At 52.2% G+C, this 20,103-nt stretch carries 15 protein-coding genes; 12 read left to right on the top strand and 3 right to left on the bottom strand.

Annotated elements, in window-relative coordinates; all coding sequences use genetic code 11:
* The first annotated feature begins 98 nt into the window (after positions 1-98).
* From cobT to A3842_RS27945, 5 genes are all read left to right on the top strand, one after another.
* Positions 99-1,160: a nicotinate-nucleotide--dimethylbenzimidazole phosphoribosyltransferase gene (gene cobT / locus A3842_RS27965; RefSeq protein WP_074103475.1), complete on the top strand. Its 1,062-nt coding sequence runs from the start codon at positions 99-101 to the stop codon at positions 1,158-1,160.
* Positions 1,157-1,705: a bifunctional adenosylcobinamide kinase/adenosylcobinamide-phosphate guanylyltransferase gene (gene cobU / locus A3842_RS27960; RefSeq protein ID WP_074103474.1), complete on the top strand. Its 549-nt coding sequence runs from the start codon at positions 1,157-1,159 to the stop codon at positions 1,703-1,705. The genes cobT and cobU overlap by 4 nt, the downstream gene beginning before the upstream one ends.
* Positions 1,702-2,508 (top strand): adenosylcobinamide-GDP ribazoletransferase, encoded by an 807-nt coding sequence (cobS, locus tag A3842_RS27955; RefSeq protein ID WP_074084924.1) that lies wholly within the window; start codon positions 1,702-1,704, stop codon positions 2,506-2,508. Before cobU ends, cobS begins: the two co-directional genes overlap by 4 nt.
* Before the next feature lie 136 nt (positions 2,509-2,644).
* On the top strand, positions 2,645-4,252 hold the full coding sequence (locus A3842_RS27950) for a cobyric acid synthase (RefSeq protein ID WP_074103473.1): 1,608 nt from the start codon (positions 2,645-2,647) through the stop codon (positions 4,250-4,252).
* Positions 4,253-4,254: 2 nt separating this feature from the next.
* Positions 4,255-4,581, top strand: a complete 327-nt coding sequence (locus tag A3842_RS27945; RefSeq protein WP_074084926.1) for a YnfA family protein — start codon at positions 4,255-4,257, stop codon at positions 4,579-4,581.
* A gap of 146 nt (positions 4,582-4,727) precedes the next feature.
* On the opposite strand, the gene A3842_RS27940 is transcribed toward A3842_RS27945, so the two are convergent.
* On the bottom strand, positions 4,728-6,416 hold the full coding sequence (locus tag A3842_RS27940; RefSeq protein ID WP_074084927.1) for a methyl-accepting chemotaxis protein: 1,689 nt from the start codon (positions 6,414-6,416) through the stop codon (positions 4,728-4,730).
* A 367-nt stretch (positions 6,417-6,783) separates the two neighbouring features.
* Here A3842_RS27940 and A3842_RS27935 point away from each other — a divergent pair, with 367 nt between their 5' ends.
* Positions 6,784-7,509, top strand: a complete 726-nt coding sequence (locus tag A3842_RS27935; RefSeq protein ID WP_074103472.1) for a queuosine precursor transporter — start codon at positions 6,784-6,786, stop codon at positions 7,507-7,509.
* A 117-nt stretch (positions 7,510-7,626) separates the two neighbouring features.
* Here A3842_RS27935 and A3842_RS27930 read toward each other — a convergent pair whose 3' ends face one another.
* Positions 7,627-8,721 carry a M24 family metallopeptidase gene (locus A3842_RS27930; protein ID WP_074103471.1) on the bottom strand — a complete coding sequence of 365 codons (1,095 nt, stop codon included), beginning with the start codon at positions 8,719-8,721 and terminating at the stop codon, positions 7,627-7,629.
* A gap of 365 nt (positions 8,722-9,086) precedes the next feature.
* Between A3842_RS27930 and A3842_RS27925 the strand changes: the two genes are divergently transcribed.
* The 3 genes from A3842_RS27925 (at position 9,087) to A3842_RS27915 (ending at position 15,904) form a co-directional block, all read left to right on the top strand.
* Complete coding sequence (locus tag A3842_RS27925) at positions 9,087-14,312, top strand: S-layer homology domain-containing protein (RefSeq protein ID WP_178382425.1); 5,226 nt, start codon at positions 9,087-9,089, stop codon at positions 14,310-14,312.
* A 215-nt stretch (positions 14,313-14,527) separates the two neighbouring features.
* Entirely contained in the window at positions 14,528-15,370 is an 843-nt protein-coding gene (locus A3842_RS27920) for an SDR family oxidoreductase (RefSeq protein ID WP_074103469.1), read from the top strand.
* Between the two features lie 30 nt (positions 15,371-15,400).
* On the top strand, positions 15,401-15,904 hold the full coding sequence (locus A3842_RS27915) for a GNAT family N-acetyltransferase (RefSeq protein ID WP_074103468.1): 504 nt from the start codon (positions 15,401-15,403) through the stop codon (positions 15,902-15,904).
* 39 nt (positions 15,905-15,943) lie between these two features.
* On the opposite strand, the gene A3842_RS27910 is transcribed toward A3842_RS27915, so the two are convergent.
* Positions 15,944-16,288: a winged helix-turn-helix transcriptional regulator gene (locus A3842_RS27910; RefSeq protein ID WP_074084933.1), complete on the bottom strand. Its 345-nt coding sequence runs from the start codon at positions 16,286-16,288 to the stop codon at positions 15,944-15,946.
* 83 nt (positions 16,289-16,371) lie between these two features.
* On the opposite strand from A3842_RS27910, the gene A3842_RS27905 reads away from it, so the two are divergent.
* The 3 genes from A3842_RS27905 to A3842_RS27895 all read left to right on the top strand — a co-directional run bounded on the left by A3842_RS27905 (position 16,372) and on the right by A3842_RS27895 (position 19,737).
* Positions 16,372-16,641, top strand: coding sequence for a YqkE family protein (locus A3842_RS27905; protein ID WP_178381967.1), 270 nt, complete (start codon positions 16,372-16,374; stop codon positions 16,639-16,641).
* A 361-nt stretch (positions 16,642-17,002) separates the two neighbouring features.
* On the top strand, positions 17,003-18,448 hold the full coding sequence (locus A3842_RS27900; RefSeq protein WP_074103479.1) for an RtcB family protein: 1,446 nt from the start codon (positions 17,003-17,005) through the stop codon (positions 18,446-18,448).
* A gap of 2 nt (positions 18,449-18,450) precedes the next feature.
* Entirely contained in the window at positions 18,451-19,737 is a 1,287-nt protein-coding gene (locus tag A3842_RS27895) for an AAA family ATPase (protein ID WP_074103467.1), read from the top strand.
* The last annotated feature ends 366 nt before the right edge of the window (positions 19,738-20,103 follow it).

Below are 20,103 nucleotides of genomic sequence, written 5' to 3'. Positions count from 1 at the left end.
AGGGACGGAATAGCTGGCGATCCGCAGCAGAGGGCCCACTTCTTCAGAGAAGGGGGCCCTTCTAATTTCAATGCAAGAACAAACAGGAGGCTATAATGATGATTTCAGCAATTGAAGAAGTAACGGGACGGATTGCTCCGCCGGATGAACAAGCCGAACTGCAGGCAGCGCTTCGCCTGAACAGTCTGACCAAGCCGCCGGGAAGCCTCGGACGCATGGAAGCGCTGGCTGTCCGGCTGGCCGGCATCTCGAAGAAGGCGCAGCCCAGTTACGGCACACGCACCGTTGTTGTAATGGCTGCCGACCACGGCGTCTGCTGTGAGGGGATTAGTGCTTTTCCGCAGGAAGTTACTGTGCAGATGGCCTATAATTTTCTCACCGGTGGGGCGGCGGTCAATGTCCTGGCCCGTCAGGCGGGAGCAAGCGTGCAGTTCGTGGATATCGGAATCAATGCGGAGCTGGAGCATCCGGAACTGATCAACCGCAAGGTGCGGCCGGGAACGGGCAATATGGCAGCAGGACCAGCCATGAGCCGGGAAGAGGCTCTTCAGGCTGTACTTGTCGGTGTAAATGTTGCCCAGGAAGCGGTTAAGAACGGAACGGAGATTTTTATCACCGGTGAAATGGGCATCGGTAATACAACGGCCAGTGCCGCCATTCTGTGCGCTCTGGAGGGCATCTTGCCGGAGGTTGCTGTGGGCCGCGGAACAGGGATTGATAACGAACGGCTGCTGCATAAAATTGAAGTCGTAGCGCGTGCACTGCGCGTGAATTCTCCGAACCCGGCAGATCCGCTGGATGTGCTTGCCAAGGTAGGCGGACTTGAGATCGCCGGTCTGGCCGGGCTCATTCTTGGAGCCGCTGCACTCCGCGTACCCGTCATTCTGGACGGATTCATCTCCGGTGCCGCTGCACTTGTGGCGAAGGCCATTGCGCCTGAATCCACAGCGTATATGATTGCTTCCCATGTGTCGAATGAGCAGGGCCATAAGCTGATGCTGGAGCGCCTGGGACTGGAAGCACTACTTGATTTGGGGCTGCGTCTGGGCGAAGGAACGGGAGGCGTGCTTAGCCTTCACCTGATTGACGCGGTCAGCCGCATCATGACGGAGATGGCTACCTTTGAGAGCGCCGGAGTTTCCGGGGCTGAGGGAAAATGAGCATCCTTGTAACCGGAGGAGCGCGGAGCGGAAAAAGCGGCTTCGCCGAACGGCTGACGCTCTCCCTGGCGGATCAGGCCGTATATGTAGCTACCGGACAAGCCTTTGATGAAGAAATGAAGGCAAGAATTACCCTGCACCGCAAGCTTCGCGAAGCGAATGGCAGTGCCTGGGAGACGCTGGAGGAGCCGCATGCTCTGCCAGCGCTTCTGGACCGTCTCTCCGGCGGAAAGGCGGTGCTTGTGGATTGCCTGACTCTATGGCTCTCTAATGTGCTGCTGGCCGTGGAGGATCAGGAGGACCGACAGGAACGGGTGGAGCGGGAAATCGCCCGTTTGGAGCACAGTGTATCGTCTTTTCAGGGTACACTGGTGCTGGTGACGAATGAGGTGGGGGACGGCATTGTGCCGGAATATGCGCTTGGCCGGCTGTATCGGGATCTGGCCGGACGCATGAATGCGCTGCTGGCCCGGAGCAGTAAGCAGGTCTTTCTGGTCACTGCCGGCATTCCGATAGAGCTGAAAAGCAGGGAGTATCTGTTATGAGCGTACGTGGGGATGCTGCCGCCGCATTTCAGTTTCTTTCGCGGTTCCCGGTCAAGGGTGGCGGAGATTTCTCCCGCGATTTGCTGCAGCGCAGTGTGGTCTATTACCCGCTGGTTGGCGCAGCTATCGGACTGAGTGCAGCGCTGGGTGCAGGCATCGCGGCCTGGCTGCTGCCTGCCTGGCCGGCCGCTGTGATTACCCTCATTCTGTGGGTGGGGCTGACCGGCGGCCTGCATCTGGACGGCTGGATGGATAGCGCTGATGCGCTCCTCAGCTACCGTACACGTGAGCGAATGCTGGAGATCATGAAGGACAGCCGCGTAGGGGCCATGGGGGTGCTGGCCTGCGTGCTGCTTCTGCTGCTGAAGGCCTCGCTGCTAGCGGCATTCATCGAAGGCGGCTCCTGGGCGGAGCTGCCGCTGCTCCTGCTGCCGCCGGTCTGGGGCCGCTGGTACATGGTGCGGGCTATGGCCCGCTACCCGCTCGCCCGCGGCAATGAAGGGCTGGCCGCCAGCTTCAAGGGGCTGCCTGCCCGGCAGGAGCGGCGCACGCTGCTGCTGGCAGCGCTGCTCTCGCTGGCCGCAGCCGCCGCGCCTCTGGCGCTCGGCGCGGACAGCGCCTGGCCGCAGCTGTTGGCGGCGGCCATCCTTGCGCCGGCTCTGGCGCTGGCCTGCGGCACGCTTGCGGCCCGGCGGATCAGCAGCCGGCTCGGCGGGCTCACCGGCGATGTGTACGGCGCACTGAACGAGCTGCTGGAGGCGCTGCTCCTGCTGCTTCTGGTGCTATTACAGCACAACCTGTAGTGCGCCGAGCCTTAGAGCGCTTATCATAGCCGGCCTGTGTGCCGGCTTATTTTAAGAATATAAGCATTTATATGTTTCACGCTAACAATCATCCTTATATTTCTCCGGCAGCAGAATAATAGCAAGGAGGCTTGGCATGGAAGATCAAGCAGTAACTACACGTATGAAGCCACAGCCTGCGGCTGTGCTGATGATCCAGGGAACAGCTTCGGATGTCGGGAAGAGTCTGGTTACCGCCGCTATTGGGCGGATTATGACCCGGGACGGATACCGGACAGCGCCTTTCAAATCGCAGAATATGGCGTTGAATTCCTACGTCACTGTGGACGGCAAGGAAATCGGCCGTGCCCAGGGCATGCAGGCTGAAGCATTCGGCACTACCGCGACCACCGATATGAATCCGATTCTGTTGAAGCCCTCCGGCGAGATGAGTGCGCAGATTGTAGTGCACGGCGTGCCGCATGCAGCGCTGAGCGCCCGCGAATACCGGGAGAAATTCCTGCCGGAAGCCAAAAGCACGGTGATGGATGCGCTTGGACGGCTGCGGAGCTCTTATGATGTCGTATTGATGGAGGGCGCAGGCAGCCCGGCTGAGATCAACCTAAAGGCGAGGGACATCGTCAATATGAATCTTGCGGGATGGGCGGATGCTCCGGTGCTACTGGTGGCCGACATAGACAGGGGCGGTGTGTTTGCTTTTCTGGTCGGTACCTTGGAACTGCTGGAGCCGCATGAGCGGGCTCGTGTCAAAGGCTTCATTATCAATAAATTCCGCGGCGATCTGTCGCTGCTGCAGCCTGGGCTCGATTGGCTGGAGCAGCGGACAGGCATACCGGTTCTGGGAGTTCTGCCATTTCTGCCTCAATTGCGGATCGAAGCTGAGGATTCCGTGGTTCTGGAAGGAACGACTGGACGGTTGCGGGCGATGAAGGGCAAAGAGCTGGATATCGCCATCATCCGCTACCCGAGAATCTCCAACTTCACCGATTTTGATCCTCTGGAGGACGAGCCGGATGCTGCCGTGCGCTATGTGGCAGCCGCTGATGAGCTGGGCACGCCGGATGCCATCATCCTGCCGGGGACTAAGAACACAAGTGCCGATTTGGATTATCTGCGGGAACAGGGTTTCCCGGAAGCTATCGCAGTCGCAATGAACCAGGGGACCAGACAGCTTGTTGGCATCTGCGGAGGGTATCAGATGCTGGGCCTGAAGCTGTATGACCCGCATGCGGTAGAAAGTTCAGAACCGGGTGAAAGAGAAGGGCTTGGGCTCTTACCGCTGTCCACTTCTTTTCTCCAGCAGAAGACTACCGTCCGTGCCAGCGGTGTACTGGCTCAGAACCATCCGCTGCTCTTAGGCGGAACGCCTCCCGGATCGGTAACGGAACTCTCTATTGAAGGGTATGAAATTCATATGGGAACCACTGTGAACCATGATCCCTCTTTGGTCAGAAGCCTCTTTCAGCTGAAGGGACCGGAAGGGAGTACGCAGCCCGAAGGTTGGGGAACACCGGAGGGCCAGGTCTGGGGAACCTATCTGCATGGATTGTTCCACAATGACGGCTTACGCAGAGCCTGGCTTGATGGTCTGAGACTCTCCAAAGGGCTGATACCGCTTGCGCAGACCTTCTCGGCTGCAGCGCTGCGCGAACAGGAGTTTGACCGGCTGGCGGATAGCGTGCGTGCGAACCTTGACATGGCAGCAGTCTATGAGATCATGGGGTTAACTCAAACAGGGAGGTAACCATGGCCATAGCGATTCTTCTCTTTATCGTTGCCGGTCTGGCTGAAATTGGCGGCGGGTATCTGGTCTGGCTGTGGCTGCGCGAATCGCGTCCGCTCTGGTATGGAGGAGTTGGAGCGCTGATTCTCGTAGCATACGGCATTATTCCTACCCTGCAGAAGTTTCCTTCCTTCGGCAGAGTCTATGCAGCCTATGGCGGGGTATTCATCGTGCTGGCCGTGCTATGGGGCTGGCTGGTGGATAAAAAAACACCAGATCTCTACGACTGGATCGGGGCCGGCATTTGTGTAATCGGAGTGGCCGTCATTCTCTGGGCACCGAGACATTGACCGGCAGCAAGCGTGAGTGCTCACCAGTGTGCCGGGACTCAAGGCCGCACCACATGCACACAAAAACAGCAACGGGTGCCGTTCCTTCATAGGACGGCACCCGTTGCTGTATGTTTCTACGGCGATTATCACAATTCTCCGCCGGACTAAATTTTGAACTGCTGCACCGCTTCCTGCAGCTTCACGGCCTGCTGGTACAAATGCTCTACAGTCTCTGCATGAACTTCAAGCTCCTGATGCTGCTGCTCGGAATTGGCAGCAAGCGTGTCGGCATTTTGCTGTGACTTGGAAGTGATCTGGGCTGTTTCTTCCACGGAGGCACTAACCTCCTCGGTGCCTGCCGAAATTTGCTGTGTAGCGGCAGATACGGACTGAACGCTGTGGTTGATGCTCTGAATAAGAATCAGCAAGTGGCTAAAAGCATTTCCGGCCTCAGACACTTTGCCCACACCCGAAGCCACCTCAGCATTCACATGATTCATTTCTTCCACCGAACGGCTCATATCCTCCTGCAGGCTAAGCAGGAACTCACGGATTTGTTCATTCGATTCTTTGGATTGCTCGGACAGCTTGCGGACCTCTCCGGCAACCACTGCAAAACCGCGGCCGTGTTCACCCGCCCGTGCGGCTTCAATGGAAGCATTCAGCGAGAGCATTTGAATCTGCTTGGTGATCTCTGTAATTCCCTGGACTACTTCACCGATCTGCATAGAACGCTCATTCATGATGCGAAACTGCTCCAGCGACTTCACCGAAGCCTCTGCCACATGGCGCATCTGATCCACAGCGCTCTGAGCGATGTCATTGCCGCCCGAGGCCTCTTGGGAAGCCTCAATGATCTGTTCGGTAACTTCACCTGCAGCTGAAGCAATATGCTGGATGCCGATATTGATCTCGTCCATCGCCCGGGAATTATCCTGCGCGCTGCCGGCAATGGCCGTGCTGCCTTTGCCGATTTCCACAACAGACAGGGCGGATTCCTCAGCCATCCCGTTCAGAATGTCAGTGCGTTCCTTCAAGACATTGGAATCCGCGACCACAATGCTGGAGGTATCCAGAACCTGTCCAATCATCTCTCTCAGCCTCTCGCTCATGGTCCGGAAGCTCTCGGCCAGCTGGCCTACTTCATCGTTGCCTTTAATCTCCAGATGCTGGGTGAAGTCCCCGCTGGCCAGCTTCGTGCTGTAGACTGCAAGCTGTGTGATCGGACGTGTGATTCTGCGAGTCATAAGCAGCGCAGCGCCCACACCAACGATCAGCACACCCAACGTGATTCCTGCACTAACCCAAAGGATACTGTTCATTTTATTCTGGATAAAAGCAACATCTGAACTTGCTCCGATGACCATTGTAGTGCCGGGAACCCCGACATACGCGGTCTTATGTATTCCGTGACTATCACTGTATATTTCACTAAGTCCGGCTTTTCCCTTGGTCGCCTGCTCCATGGCGGGTTGTACCTCAATGCTCTCATCCGGCTGCAGCTTCGCTCCATGATCTGCAGTTAATACAGTAGCTTTGCCTTCCTTCAAATCGATGAGAAAGATGGTTTCCAAGCCATGCTGTTTTCGTTTATCCTGAAAATAAAATTCAATCGTTGTCATTGATTGTTCGTTTTTGTTCAGAGTCTGCTGGGCATATGTCGCATTCATATTTTTATAGATGTCCTGCGCGGAACTGGTCAGAATCTTGTCAATCTGCGGGATCACATAACTGTCAAAGGTATTGATAGATATGAAATAATAGCTGGTACTTAATAAAGCAGATGACAGCAACAGAACAATGAACAGCAAAAACGTAAATCTACGGCCAATGGATTTCTTGACTTGAAACATTTCATTCTCTCCTTTTCCTTCAATTACATCCTTCTATCCCATGCCAATGCTTTTCGGGCAGGCAAGCAGCAATATATTCCGTAGGTAGGGTCATATATGAAGCTATCTTTTCCGGGAATGTGATTGATAACTATTCTATAGAATTAACCTCAGGTTGAATAGTGAAAAATTGCTTAATGATGAAGAATTTTCAGAAAATTTATGTATATTTATCGAATACTTTGGCTGTTTTATGAAAAAAATGAATTTATATTTCATAGCATGTTAGCTTTGATTGTGGTAGAGTAGAAATGTTTTGTTCTCAAAAAAAGAACGCCGCGGTTCGTAACCATCCCGCGTAACCAAAACTAGGAGGAATAATAGATTCGTGTTTAATTTGTTGTGGGGAATGTTGTTCGTAGTTGTCAATTTTGGTTTCTATCTGCTTTGCTACCGGCTTTTTGGCAAAAAAGGCCTGTATGCCTGGGTCGGTGTGGCTACTGTCATCGCCAACATTCAGGTCGCCAAGACGATTGCCTTGCCCTTCGATATTGTGATGACACTGGGCAACACGATGTATGTCACACTCTATATGACCAGTGACCTGTTGAATGAGAAATATGGACGAGCCGAGGCGCGGAATGCGGTGTGGTTTGGTTTTTTCACATTGCTGATGACTACGGTAATCATGCAGATGGTGCTGTGGTTCGAGCCCCAGGAGACGGATTTCGCCCAACATTCGCTCGAGATCATCTTTGGTCTGATGCCGCGTCTCGCGGCGGGAAGCCTAACCGCTTATTTTATCAGCCAGTTTCTTGATGTCCGGCTGTATGCCTGGATTCGCAAATATTACAGCAGTTCAAGACAGCTCTGGATCCGCTCCAACGGCAGTACGATGGTCAGTTCTTTTGTTGATACACTAATTTTCTGCACCATTGCCTTTGCCGGAACTTATGATCTGCGGGTATGGACAGAAATTCTGCTGACCACGTATATCGTGAAATTTCTGCTTACCGGTGCCGGAACACCAATTCTGTACATTGCCCGTTCCTTCAAATTTGCAGAGGACGAGTTGCCTGCTCAACCGGCGGCAGATTCACGCAGCGCTTCCTGAAGCCTGGGAGAAGAATCGCCGCACCACAGAAGGTGCCTTATCATTGCATCAAAAAAAGCAGCAAACCACTCCGGGAGGAGCTGGTTTGCTGCTTTTTTATTAATGTAAGGATTTACGCTATAAATGCAGCACCGTCAGCTCTTTCGGCATAGTCGTCAGCGTCTTGGGACCCTCTGGTGTAATCCAGACATCATCTTCAATCCGTACGCCTCCCAGACCCGCTACATAAATACCTGGCTCTACAGTGAAGACATTGCCAATGTCGATGAAATCCCCATTCATTCCATGTAGTGAAGGATATTCATGCGTGTCCATCCCGAGGCCATGTCCGACCCGGTGCATGAAATACTCGCCGTAACCTGCGGCTTCGATCACTTCACGGGCCGCGCGGTCCACCGAACCGAAGGTCGCTCCGGCCCGCGAAGCCGCAATACCGGCTTCATTGGCAGCCAGAACCGTGTTGTAGATTTCAACCAGCTTGGGATTTGCCTCTTCAACGGCATAGGTGCGGGTGATATCGGAGGCATAGCCTGCGGCGTATACGCCGAGGTCGAACATCAGGAAGTCACCCGGCTGAATGACCCGGCTGCCAGGCACACCGTGGGGCAGTGCGGTATTCGGACCGGAGAGGACCATCGTATCGAAGGAAGGGCCGGAAGCGCCAACCTTTTTCATCAGATAGTCCAGCTCGGCCACCAGCTCGATTTCGCTGACTCCCGCTTTGACATGAGTGAGGCCTTGACGGAGTACCTCCTCTACCAGCTCGGCGGCATGCTTCATGCGGCTGACTTCCTCCGGGGTTTTCTTCGCGCGCATCACCCGCAGGATAGGGCCGATATCACGGAAAACATCCGCAGGAACCGCTTCAGCCAGTTGTTCATAACGGCTCACGGTGAAGTGTTCCTTTTCGATGCCCAGCGTTCCGGGCCTCAAGCCTGCAAAACATGATTTCAGCAGCTCATACGGATTGTCCGTGTCGCTGTGTGTCAGAATCTTGGTCACTGAGGAGGCAGCAGAAGCGGCTTCGGCATCGAGTGCGGGAACGATCAGCACCGGCTCCTCGCCGCGGATCAGCAGCAGTCCCAGAAAACGCTCATGAGGATTGCTGGCAAATCCGGTCAAATAGTACACATGCTTCGGATCGGTGACGAGCAGTGCATCCAGGCTCCCGCCAGCCATTCCCTGCTCCAAAGTGGATAGAGCCTTATTCATTTCATTAGTTCCCCTTTCGGATTCACGTTAAAATCAACGTTCTCATTATAGATCATAACCCGTCAGGGTGCACGTGCAGTGACGCTGGTTATTGAACGGGAAACGGATAATCATGTATTTCTTACATGTTCGTGAAATGCACAACTTTAGTCCTATCTCTATCTTGGGTTTATTGGGGGAATGTGACAAATTATCTTTTTTTACGATAAAATATGAGATTTTAATACAGGAATAGATTGACATCTAATAGGCCGTTGGGTAGGATTTCCACTAGGTCTATCTAATTATGACAATTCTGCTGGGGGAGTAGTCATGGGTAGGATACTATCATGGGGAAAAGGGAGACATCTATGTATTCAAAAAGGTTGAGAACTACGGTTTCACTGGTTTTAGTTTTACTTTTATCTTTTCTAAGTGTGCTGGAGGTATCGGCGGCATCCTTGAAGGCGGGGGTGGTAACCTCGGAAAAAATGCTGAACGGGAAGCAAAAAATCTCCGTCAACAGCGTACTGGATGTAACCTACGGTGATTATACGACGCTAAATACGGTGAAATTCTCCCTTCTTAAGGAAGGGAATGAAGTAGCCAGTCAATCGAGGTCGAAATACCAGATCGAGCATATGTCTGCAGCAGACTCGGTTTACTCTGTCTATTATTCCAACATTGCCTTTGAGGGGCTGAATGCAGGAGAGGAATACACTATGCGGGCAGAGTACCAGGGAAAGTCGGGGGTAGTCGTTACAGATCCCCAGAGCATAACAATCCCTGCTTCAACAAAAATTAAAGTGGTCGTAGAACATATGGCCAAAGACTCGGATACATACGTGGAAGCCGCTGCAGGGGAAGTTCGCAGTGATGATAAAAGCATCAGAATCTCGTTTATGAGCAATGGGGTGCCGCTGGTAAATGAGAGAATTGGAGTATCGGCGTATGCTAAGTATTCTAATAGCTTTGTTACCAATTCCTTAGGTCAGATCGAACTGGTGGGCAAAGCAGATTTCCCATTAGTGAACTCTGTCCTGATCCTTTCTGTCAAATCAGGAACGGATAACTATGAGGCCACACCGGTGTATATTACGGATAAGCAGGAGGCAGGGACATATACAGCTGCTATCCGTTATCTTGATGCTGATGGTAATCTGATGCGCCAGAACTATGACAATTCTAGCTGGCCAAACGGTGTTGTTCAAAGAATTGGTGTTTCTGGACTAGATGTGCTGGTTCTAAAAACAGCCGGTGTAACAGGTGATTTCAAAACACTCATTAAATCCGCAAACAATGAAATGTATATGTTCCATACGAGCCAATCGGCGCTGTACTCCGCCGTAGACGGAAGTCATCTTGCCATTATCCAGAATGGCAGTGACTATAGCCGCCTGAACCTGAAGTACTCTTGGGATGGAGCGCCATTAGAGGTGAAATCCGTCTCTGTTACAGCGAATAATCACTATAAACAGCTCAGCAGCTCCAACATCTCTCAGGATATAACTGCAAATGTATTATACGTTAAGAAAGACATCGAATACGATGTCACAGCCGTTGCCGCTATTCCGGGAACGGACAGCAGAGTTGTGTTGCATCATCAGATAAAGCCGGGTGAACCGGTTAGTACCATAGAGTATGCAGCCAAGTCTGAGGACTTCAGTGCACTGAAGCTCCAGGTCCCGGATCGGGGACAAGGTCAAGGTCAGATCAAGGTATCCTTTTTAAATGCCAAATTGAACTTCAACCAGGCCAGCGTAACAGTGCCTTCAGCGGATTCAACCGTGTATGTTCACAAAGGGGAAGAAATTCACCGTCTGACTGCGACAACAACAATCGGAAATAATGGCAGCAGCAACTACACGAATCAGGTTGTTCTGAAATCCTTTTTCACGCCGGTAGAGAAAGAGTATTCCCTTAAGGCTGGGAGCAGCTACAAATCGCAAATTATTCTGAATGTGCTGGGCTCGAATTATTATGCTCAGGACGAAGTCCGCAACCAGATCGTTCTGGGTGAAAATCTGGAGACGCGGGTGGTTATGACTGACGAGAATCAGAATGTTGTGGATCTGAACGGCAACTACAGAATTCAGATTCTGGATGCAGCCGGAGCTATCGTTGAAGAGAATTCGCTCTATTGGACTACGGAAGAAAAGGATGGCTATCTCCAGCGTGTGAACAAACGGGAATGGAAACCTGTGAAGTCCGGAGACTATAAAGTCCAATTTGTCCCTTACTTCTATCAGAATGGGGGATATGTGAAGGGTGAAGTTCTTGCTGAAGCCGACCTGAAAGTCTTGTCTAAGCAGGAACTGGAAGTGGAAGTCCGCGATAAGGCTGGTAAGCTGGTCGACTTGGTGAATAAACCTTATCTAACCGTGGATCAAGCCGGGAAGGTTACCTTCACTGTACGTGAACATGTAACAGGGGCTGTTGGTAAGGCTCTTCCAGGTGTGAAAATTACTCGTTATGGACAGGAAATAGGGATCACTGATGCAGAGGGGCAATTCACACTGCCTGCAAGCCAAAGCTCCTATCTTGGAGAGTTCTTCTTCCAAAAATCGGATTACTTGTCCAAAACGGTATCGGTAGCTGTAATTGATCCGAAAACGCAATCCGTAATACGGGTCCGGGGACTCGATAAGCCGGAGGGGGAATATGCCGGCGGAGTGCCGCTGGATTATGCCTATGTGCAGGCTAGAATCAAGAAAAGCGACGGCACATATATTCAACAGACTGAGTATATCAACATTGATGACCAGCAGGCTTTTCTTATTGTAGAGGCACCTTCGGTAGTCGGTGTAGACTTTATGCGCTACAACCGCAGCAATATGGGAGTAGAGTCCAAATACGGGTATTATATGTACGGTTCTGTACAAACCAATCCAGGCAAGGAATATTCACTGGTGCTGGATGCCAGAGATCCTCTTCAAGAGGTAAGTAAAGTCAAGCTTACAGAGTATATGGAGGAATTATCTCTTATCCGTAAAGGATTGTCAGGAGTGGATTATGTTCCTTATGTAATCGACAGCAACAGCAGTGATCAGAACTACTTCTATGCTACAGAGGGAACTTACAGTGTATTAGCTCATACCAGCAGAGACACTTTCATTTATCGTGATAATGTAGTAGTCACCAAAGGGGATAACACATGGCTGTATACGGATTCTGCCAGTGATCTGGCTACGGTCGTTGCACCGGAATCAGGAAGCATCTACACGGTGGATTACATCACAGCAGATCAATCGAAGCTTAGGGGTTATGCTTATGACGCTACACAGGTTCAACTGACACCCGGCGAAGTGATTGTGAATCTGGACCAGATGATCGGTAGTCTGGAGTATCAATATAATATCCACCTTTCAGGAGATACACTCAAAGCGGGAACCTTCAACGAGCTGAGTCCCGGCGCTATTGCCGGACTGGATATAGTGGGTCTGAAGAATGGGAAATTGGTTCGCAGCAGTGCCTATAACTCGCTGAATATCGGATTGGTTGACACACAAGGTAACGCAATAAGCCAACTGTCCAAACCAAGAATTCTGGTTACAAGCTATGGTTCATCCAGCGGTCACACCACGATTAATCCGGAAGCATCTTCTTACACCATTGAGGATGAAGCGGGGAACAAGCTGTATGAAGGAAGTTCGTTAAGTTATCCATTGAATGCTTCCGTAGTGTTGAAAGACGGGAGCTATGTAGTGAAAGCGAATGTTACTATTGACGGAAAAACTTACACCCTTAACAAGAAAATCGTACTGGAAACGAAAGCGGGCACAATAGTTGATCCGGGAACCACTCCTCCAGGTGAAGATTTAGAGAACGGTGGCAGCACACCAGGAAACGGAAATAATCCTGGCAGCGGCACTGGTAGTGGTACAGGTGGTGGTACAGGCGGTGGCACAGTAACAACTCCTGTACCAACCCAAGCGCCCAATGTAAGCGTAAATGAACAGAACACCAAGCTTCAGGAACTGATCAAAAATGTGACAGGGACACCGGCAGAGCGGGCAGCCGCAGCTCAAAGCGCACTAAGCAGTATTGCTAATTCGCTCAAATCCGTGACAACGGCTCAAGGGGCTGAGCAGAACAGCAAGAGCTTGTCCCAAGCCTTGGACAGCGCTGCCCAATTGCTAGCAACGATTCAAGATCCGGCAGAGAAGCTGAAGATTGTCAGCTCAGTCAATGATCTGGTAAGCAGCGCTCCTTATGTGCTGAATCATCTGGAAACCGGTGAGAAGGCAGTTGCTTTTGCACAGTCGCTGATTCAGAATGCAGCAGCAGTCTTGAATAACGCACAGGGGGTCGCTGCGGCCGATATCCTGCAAATCAAGAATGGCATAGTGTCTTCCAGCCAAGCGGCCCTGAACAAAGCTGGTGAAGTAACGATCGCCAAGGAAAACGTAACGGTGGAGGGAAACTCTGTCTCCTCTCAATTGACAGAAGGATTGGTCAGCAAGCAGATTGAAGCCTCCAAAAAAGCTCTGGCTGCTGTATCAGAGGACCTGAACGCCAAGCTCGGTGCGGGTCTGGCCAGTGAACTCAAAGTTTCCTTGACCGTAGAGATCCCTCCGGTTGGTGAAGGTGTGAATAAGCTGAACACTTCGCTCCCATCGGAGATTCTGACGATGATACAGAACAATGGTATTGATGGACTCAAGCTACAGATGGGAAAAACAGCATTTACCATTGAGCCGGATACATTCGGTACAGTGAAAGCCGGGGAGAAGATTACCCTTGCAGCTGAAGTTGTGGAGAATGCTGTAATCGGCAAGCCTAGCCAGGCGGAACCGCTGGCTACCCTGCCTGTGATGGAATTCAGCGCAAAGGTAGGAGATAAGGCAGTCAAAAGCTTCGAGAAGCCGATCAACGTGTCCTTCGACGTATCTGCAATTGACACATCCAAATACTCGGCAGCCAGCCTTGAAAAACTCACAGTGTATGTGCTGAATGAGACCAGCCTGACCTGGGAAGCGGTTGGCGGTAAGTTTGATCCGGTTACACAAACCGTGACTGCGCTAAGAGGTCACTTCAGCCGTTATACCGTAATGCTGGGAAAAGGTGCATTTACGGATGTAGCTGAAAATCATTGGGCTGTGAAAGAAATCAATTACCTGTTAACTAAGGGGATTGTGGAGCAGACGGCCAAGTTTAATCCTTCGGATAAGGTAAACCGCGCACAGTTTGCTGCCTGGATTTCCAAAGCCTATGGTCTGGATGGCACAGGGCTGACTCTGCCATTCAAAGATCTCGCTGCCGGAAGCGCCGGTTATAATGAAATCGCCGCTGCTTATGCAGCAGGAATCATTACAGGCAAATCTGCTTCGGTTTTTGACCCTAAGGCGACCATTTCCCGCCAGGAAATGGCCACCATGCTGGCACGTGCTCTTACTCTCTATAACGGGGCTAAGAACGTTTCCGATCCAGGGAATGTAAATGCAGCCTTTACCGATAACGGTAAAATTGCCAAGTGGGCAGCTGCAGGTGTAGCTCTGACCAAGAGCAGCAAGCTCTTTGGGGGCTTTGAAGACGGTACCTTCCGTCCAGCACAAACGGCAACCAAAGCAGAAGCAGCAGCACTGATCTACAGACTTTATCAACTTAAGTAGAGTAAACTGTCCTATCATAAACTAAAGGCTGGCCTGCACGCAGATTAACATTCTACGGGCAGGCCAGCCTATTTGTGTATTAGAGCTTTTCTTCATCCCCTGATATGATGTAACATAATCTTAAATCATGTGCTTTGTAAGGGCCAGGCCGAAGCGGATGCCGTCCAAAAAAGAACGGCGGAGCCGTATCCACCTGGAGGAGAGGGGACTTGCCCATGCTAGGGAAGACGGTGCTGGTCACCGGAGGCAACTCCGGTATGGGACTGGCGACAAGCATTGAAATGGCCCGGCGGGGAGCGGAGGTCATTATGGCCTGCCGCAGCCGCCAGCGGGGAGAAGAAGCGCTGGCGGAAGTGAAGCGGCAAAGCGGGTCCGATCATATCAGGCTGATGCTGTGCGATCTGGCCTCGTTCAAGAGCATCAGCGCGTTTACGGAGGAATTCAAGGCCGGCTATCCCGTGCTTGATGTGCTGATTAATAACGCTGGAGTGGTTACAGTCAAGAGACAGCTCACGGCAGACGGGTATGAAATGGATTTTGGTGTGAACCATCTGGGCCACTTTCTGCTGACCAATCTGTTGCTGGAGCCGCTGGCTGCGGCAGAGCAGGGCCGGATTGTAGTGGTTGCCTCAGGAGCCTATAAAATCGGCAAACTTCATCTGGATGATCATACTCTCTCGCTCGGCTATAATCCGGCGAAGGCTTACGCCCGTTCCAAGCTGGCCAATATTTTGTTCACCCGGGAGCTGGCTTCACGGCTGCAGGGGACAAGGGTCACGGTGAACGCTGTGCATCCAGGTGCGGTTGGAACAAGCATCGGGGTGAACCGGGAGACTGGCTTTGGACGCTCGGTCCTGAAGCTGCTGTCTCATTTCTTTTTGACGCCGGAGCAGGGAGCAGATACAGCCATTTGGCTGGCAACAGCGCCGGAGCTGGGGGAAGTAAGCGGAGAGTATTATTACCGCCGTAAGGTTCAGGAGCTGTCCCCCAGAGCGCGGGATGCTGCAGCCGCAGCACAATTGTGGCAGTGGAGTCTGGATCAGACCGGGCACGTTTGAAATTCATATATTTGCAGGAGGAATGGATCAATGGCAGCGCAGAATTACAGGATTGAAGATGCAGTGGCCGGGGATTTAGCGGCTATAGTAGATATTTATAACTCAACTGTTGCGGGAAGGATGGTGACTGCTGATCTGGAACCGGTGAGCACTCAGGACAGAGAGAAGTGGTTCCAGGAGCATAACAGTCATCACAGGCCGCTCTGGGTGCTCAAAAAAGACAGTGAAATCGCCGCCTGGTTTAGTTTCCAGTCTTTTTACGGCCGTCCGGCCTATAACGGTACTGCGGAAATCAGCGTCTATGTAAATGAAAAATTCCGCGGCACAGGGGCAGGTAGCCTGCTGCTGGCCAAGGCTCTGGAGGAGTGCCCGCGTCTTGGCCTGCAGAATCTGGTCGGCTTTGTATTTGGCCATAATGAGCCAAGCCTGTCGCTGCTGCGGAAATTCGGTTTTGAACAGTGGGGCCTGCTGCCCGGTGTTGCTGAGATGGACGGCATTCTGCGTGACCTGGTGATTATCGGCCGTAAACTGTGAGGAATGTCAGCTTCTCCGGTATCGTTCCCGTGTTCTGGCTTAATGCGGACGGACAGATTCAGACTGGCACTCTTCGGCGGTAATCCATGAATCTGACCATTGCTGAAGATCCCGAATAACCGATTCCAGTGCCCGGCCTTTGTCTGTCAAAGAGTACTGGATTCGAACAGGTGTCTCAGGAAACACCTCACGGAGGACAATACCTTCTTGTTCAAGTTCCTTGAGCCGCTCTGAGAGCAGCCGGCCGCTGACCGGCAGAGAGGCTTCGATAACACTAAACCGCTGGGGTCCCTGTAGAAGCTGGTAGATGATTAAGCCCGTCCAACGTCTGCCGATGATATCCATGCTTTTTTGTAACCGTGGACACAAGTCTGTAGATTTCATAAGGCTCACCTCTTAATTAACATTATAAACGAAAAGACCTTTAACTAAAACAAATTTGAAGTATAAAGCGTTTCCCCGAAAGGATGATTGAAGTGGCAAAAAAGAAAAAACCAGCCCATACACCGCGCCCCGCAGCTCCGGAGGCTCCGGCAACTCTGAAGGATCTGCTGAGCAGCGATGTGCTGGAGAAGCTGAAGGCGCAGGGTGATGCCCTTAAGGCCGAAGAGAACGACAAAAAAGAAGCTGCCCGTAAGGCGGTGGAGGACCAGCGCAAGGCGGAGCAGAAGCGTCTGGAGAATGATTTTGCCCATTTGCTGGAGAACAGCAGCCAGGATTGGCACAAATTTAAATAAACATTTTTCCAGTAAAAGGATTGACATGAACCGGAACGTGCGTTTATATTGGGTTTATCAAATTAAAGGGAGGTCGATGAGTCATGATTGGAAATACACAGCTTATAACCGCATATAGAAGATCTGATCTCATCGGCCCCGTCCGGGAAACATGATGTGCACCGGCCTGTTCTGCTGAATTTACACAGGACAGGTACGACTGGCATACTGTAATGAACCTTTGGCAGGGTGCTATATACGGAAACTCTGCGAAGAGCCGTGGATCAGAATGATGATCTGCGGCTCTTTTTGCGTACCCATTTTATTTGCTCCACACATTAATAGCTTACACTTTGAAGGGAATTGAACAACAATTATGAATATGAACATGCAACTTGCGGGCAATGATACGCCCCGTTATAAACATGAGCTTGCCCTGCCGGGCGGCGACCTGAAGGTATATGCCAGTGAGCAGCTGTTTGCCACACTGGATTACAAAGTGCTTGAGATGGCGAACAACAATCTGCAAATTCCCAATATCGAATATATGAGCTACACCCCGGATGTGCATGTAGGCGTCGGAACCTGCATTGGCACTACGGCAGTATGGGATGCCGCTGAAGGGTATGTGTCTCCCTCCATTGTGGGCAGTGATATCGGCTGCGGCATGCGCGTGCATCTGACGACATTGCATAAGGATGATCTCCGTGAAGTGAAGCTACGCCGGAAGCTGGTGCGCGCCATTGAGAAATATTTACCGATGGAGCAGCAGCAGAGGGGGACTTACAGTGATATCCGGCTGGAGAACATTGTCCGCAAAGGGCTGCATGGGCTGCCAAACAAATATGTGCCGGACAGCTATACCCCGAAAAAGTCGAGCGCTTTGTCGCATGTTGAGATCAGCAAGCTCACGTTTGACGAGGAGATTCTGAATGAGCTACCCGACATGGCCTGGCACCGGGGACACCGCCAGCTCGGAACCCTGGGCGGGGGCAACCACTTTGTGGAGATCCAGTCGATTGAAGTTGCGGAGGAGCAGCGTGAATTGGCTGAAGCTTGGGGGTTGCATGACGGGCAGATCGTCGTAATGATCCACTCGGGCTCCCGGGCCTGGGGAGGGATCGTCAACCAGTTCTGCACACCGGCCTTCGTCAAAGTGATGGGCCAACTGGGTCTCGGCAGCGCCGATCCGCGCCTGATCTATGCACCGCTGGCACATCCTCAGGCCCAGCGCTACGTCAATCTGATGTACTCTGCGCTAAACTATGCAGTGGTGAACCGCCATCTGATCGGCTACGCGGTCCGCGAGGGGTTCCGCGAAGTGTTCGGACCCAAATGTGAGCTGCGGACTCTTTACGACCTGATGCACAACTATGCCTGGCAGGAACAGACCGCTTCGGGGTCCAAATTCGTCCACCGCAAAGGGGCAACCCGCGCGCTGCCGGCCGGACACCCGGATAACCCACGGCCGTATGCGGCTACCGGCCATCCGGCGCTGATTCCGGGCTCCATGGGTACGGCCTCGTATATCATGGTCGGTCTCCCGGGAGGGGAAGAGAATTATTATTCCATCTGTCATGGTGCCGGACGCATCCGTTCACGGTCTGCAACGAAGCGGCTGGTGTCGGTTCATGATTTTTCCAAGTCGATGAGAGTAGGCAAAGAGGATGAGATTGTGGTTAATCAGCATTCCCTGGAATCTATCATTGACGAATCGCCTCAAGCCTATAAGAATGTAGATGAGATAATAGAGAGCGTTACGGGCGCCGGGCTGGCTGCAGTCGTAGCCAAATGCAAGCCGCTCGCAGCGATAAAGGGGACCAAGTAACCATGGAGAAGGAGAACACGAAGCATACTGTAATTTATAAATACGACGAAAATACTGCTGGTATGATCAAGGGCTACGATGCCTACGCACGTCTGGTGGACGGTATTCTTGAGGCTCTGCACACCCGTTATGGTGTCCGTTATGAGCTATATGCCAGTGACGACCCCAACAGTGAATACTGGAAGCTGCTGGAGAATGATGTGCAGAGCGGCAATCCCGGCGTGGAGCATGTGGCGCGGATTTTTGACCGCCTGGAGGACCGGACATTTGTATATGACGATGACAAGGAGCAGCCGGAATACAGTATCCACTTGTCGATTCGCAATAACGTGTTGGCCTATCCGGATATGGGCGTGGCCCTTGCACGGGTCCCTGTATTTCAGGAGAACGGCATCAACTTCCAGGACTATGTGTTTGCCGCCTCCGACGGGCAGCTGCAGGTTTTTCTCGGTAATGTGCGCAAGCGGCAGCGGGAACAGAATATCAATAAGGTGACGGTATACACCGACAGACGCAATGGAATCTTCCGTGAGGATGAACCGATTACACGTTCTGTCGGGCGTGAGGATGTGGTGCTGGAAGCGGGAATCAAAAAAGAAATTTTCCGTTCGCTTGACCAGTTTTTCGATTCGGACCGCAGCTTTTATGTAACCTATGACATTCCCTACAAAAGAGGGATTCTGCTGTACGGACATCCGGGGAACGGGAAGACCACGCTGGTCAAATCTATTGCAGGAAGCGTGCCTGGTCCGGTCGTCTATTGGCAGATTACCGAATACACCAGCAGTGAATCGGTGAATGAGGTGTTCGAAGCCGCAGCCCGGCTGGCGCCTATGGTGCTGGTGATCGAGGATATCGATTCGATGCCGCAGGAGGTCAGATCCTTTTTCCTGAATACGCTGGACGGGGCCACCTCCAAGGAAGGGATTTTTCTAATCGGGACCACCAACTATCCGGAGAAAATAGATCCCGGACTCATGAACCGCGCCGGGCGCTTCGACCGGGCCTATGAGATCCGAATGCCGGACGAGGAGCTGCGGATGGAGTATCTGAAGCTGCGCGGCTTCACGGCGTTTGCCGGTGAAGAGGGAGTGGCCACCGCAGCGCGCCTGACGGCGGATTTCTCACTGACCCAGCTCGGTGAGCTGTATGTCAGCGCCGCACTGGAATGGCACGAAAACGGCCGGGCCGATGTCGAGGCCCTTGTCCGGGGGATGCGCGGCGAGCTAGATAAAGGCCGCAAACGGGAATGGATGAAGGACGCTGCGTCGACTATCGGATTTTATTAGAACAGTAATTTTCATTATTGCATTTGCAGATAAGCTGTATTGCAGCGTAGGGGAGCCGGAGGGCTCCCTTTTTGCGTGCGCCTCACAGTCGCACTATCTAGGTGGTTCAAATCCACCCGGTGACTTTACCCTTTAAAGTGCCGTAGCCGAAGCAGACTTCCGGCAACCGAAGGTTGCCGGAAGGGCAGGGTGTCTTCCGTAAGGAAGAATCCGAAGGGCCTGCAGGCAAAGTCCAGCCCGGAATGCAGTGAACCAGAGGTGGCGGCGATGCTGGGTGACCCGCCGTAAAAACGGGGAAACCTATACGAAATCGTATATCTTACAGGAAAACACACAAAGGGAAATGACCTGCAAGACTCATCGACG

The organism is Paenibacillus sp. P3E (assembly GCF_001909045.1).
Lineage (GTDB): Bacteria > Bacillota > Bacilli > Paenibacillales > Paenibacillaceae > Paenibacillus_AQ > Paenibacillus_AQ helianthi.
Note: the sequence above shows the minus strand (reverse complement) of the source record. Positions and strands in the feature narration are given on the sequence as shown.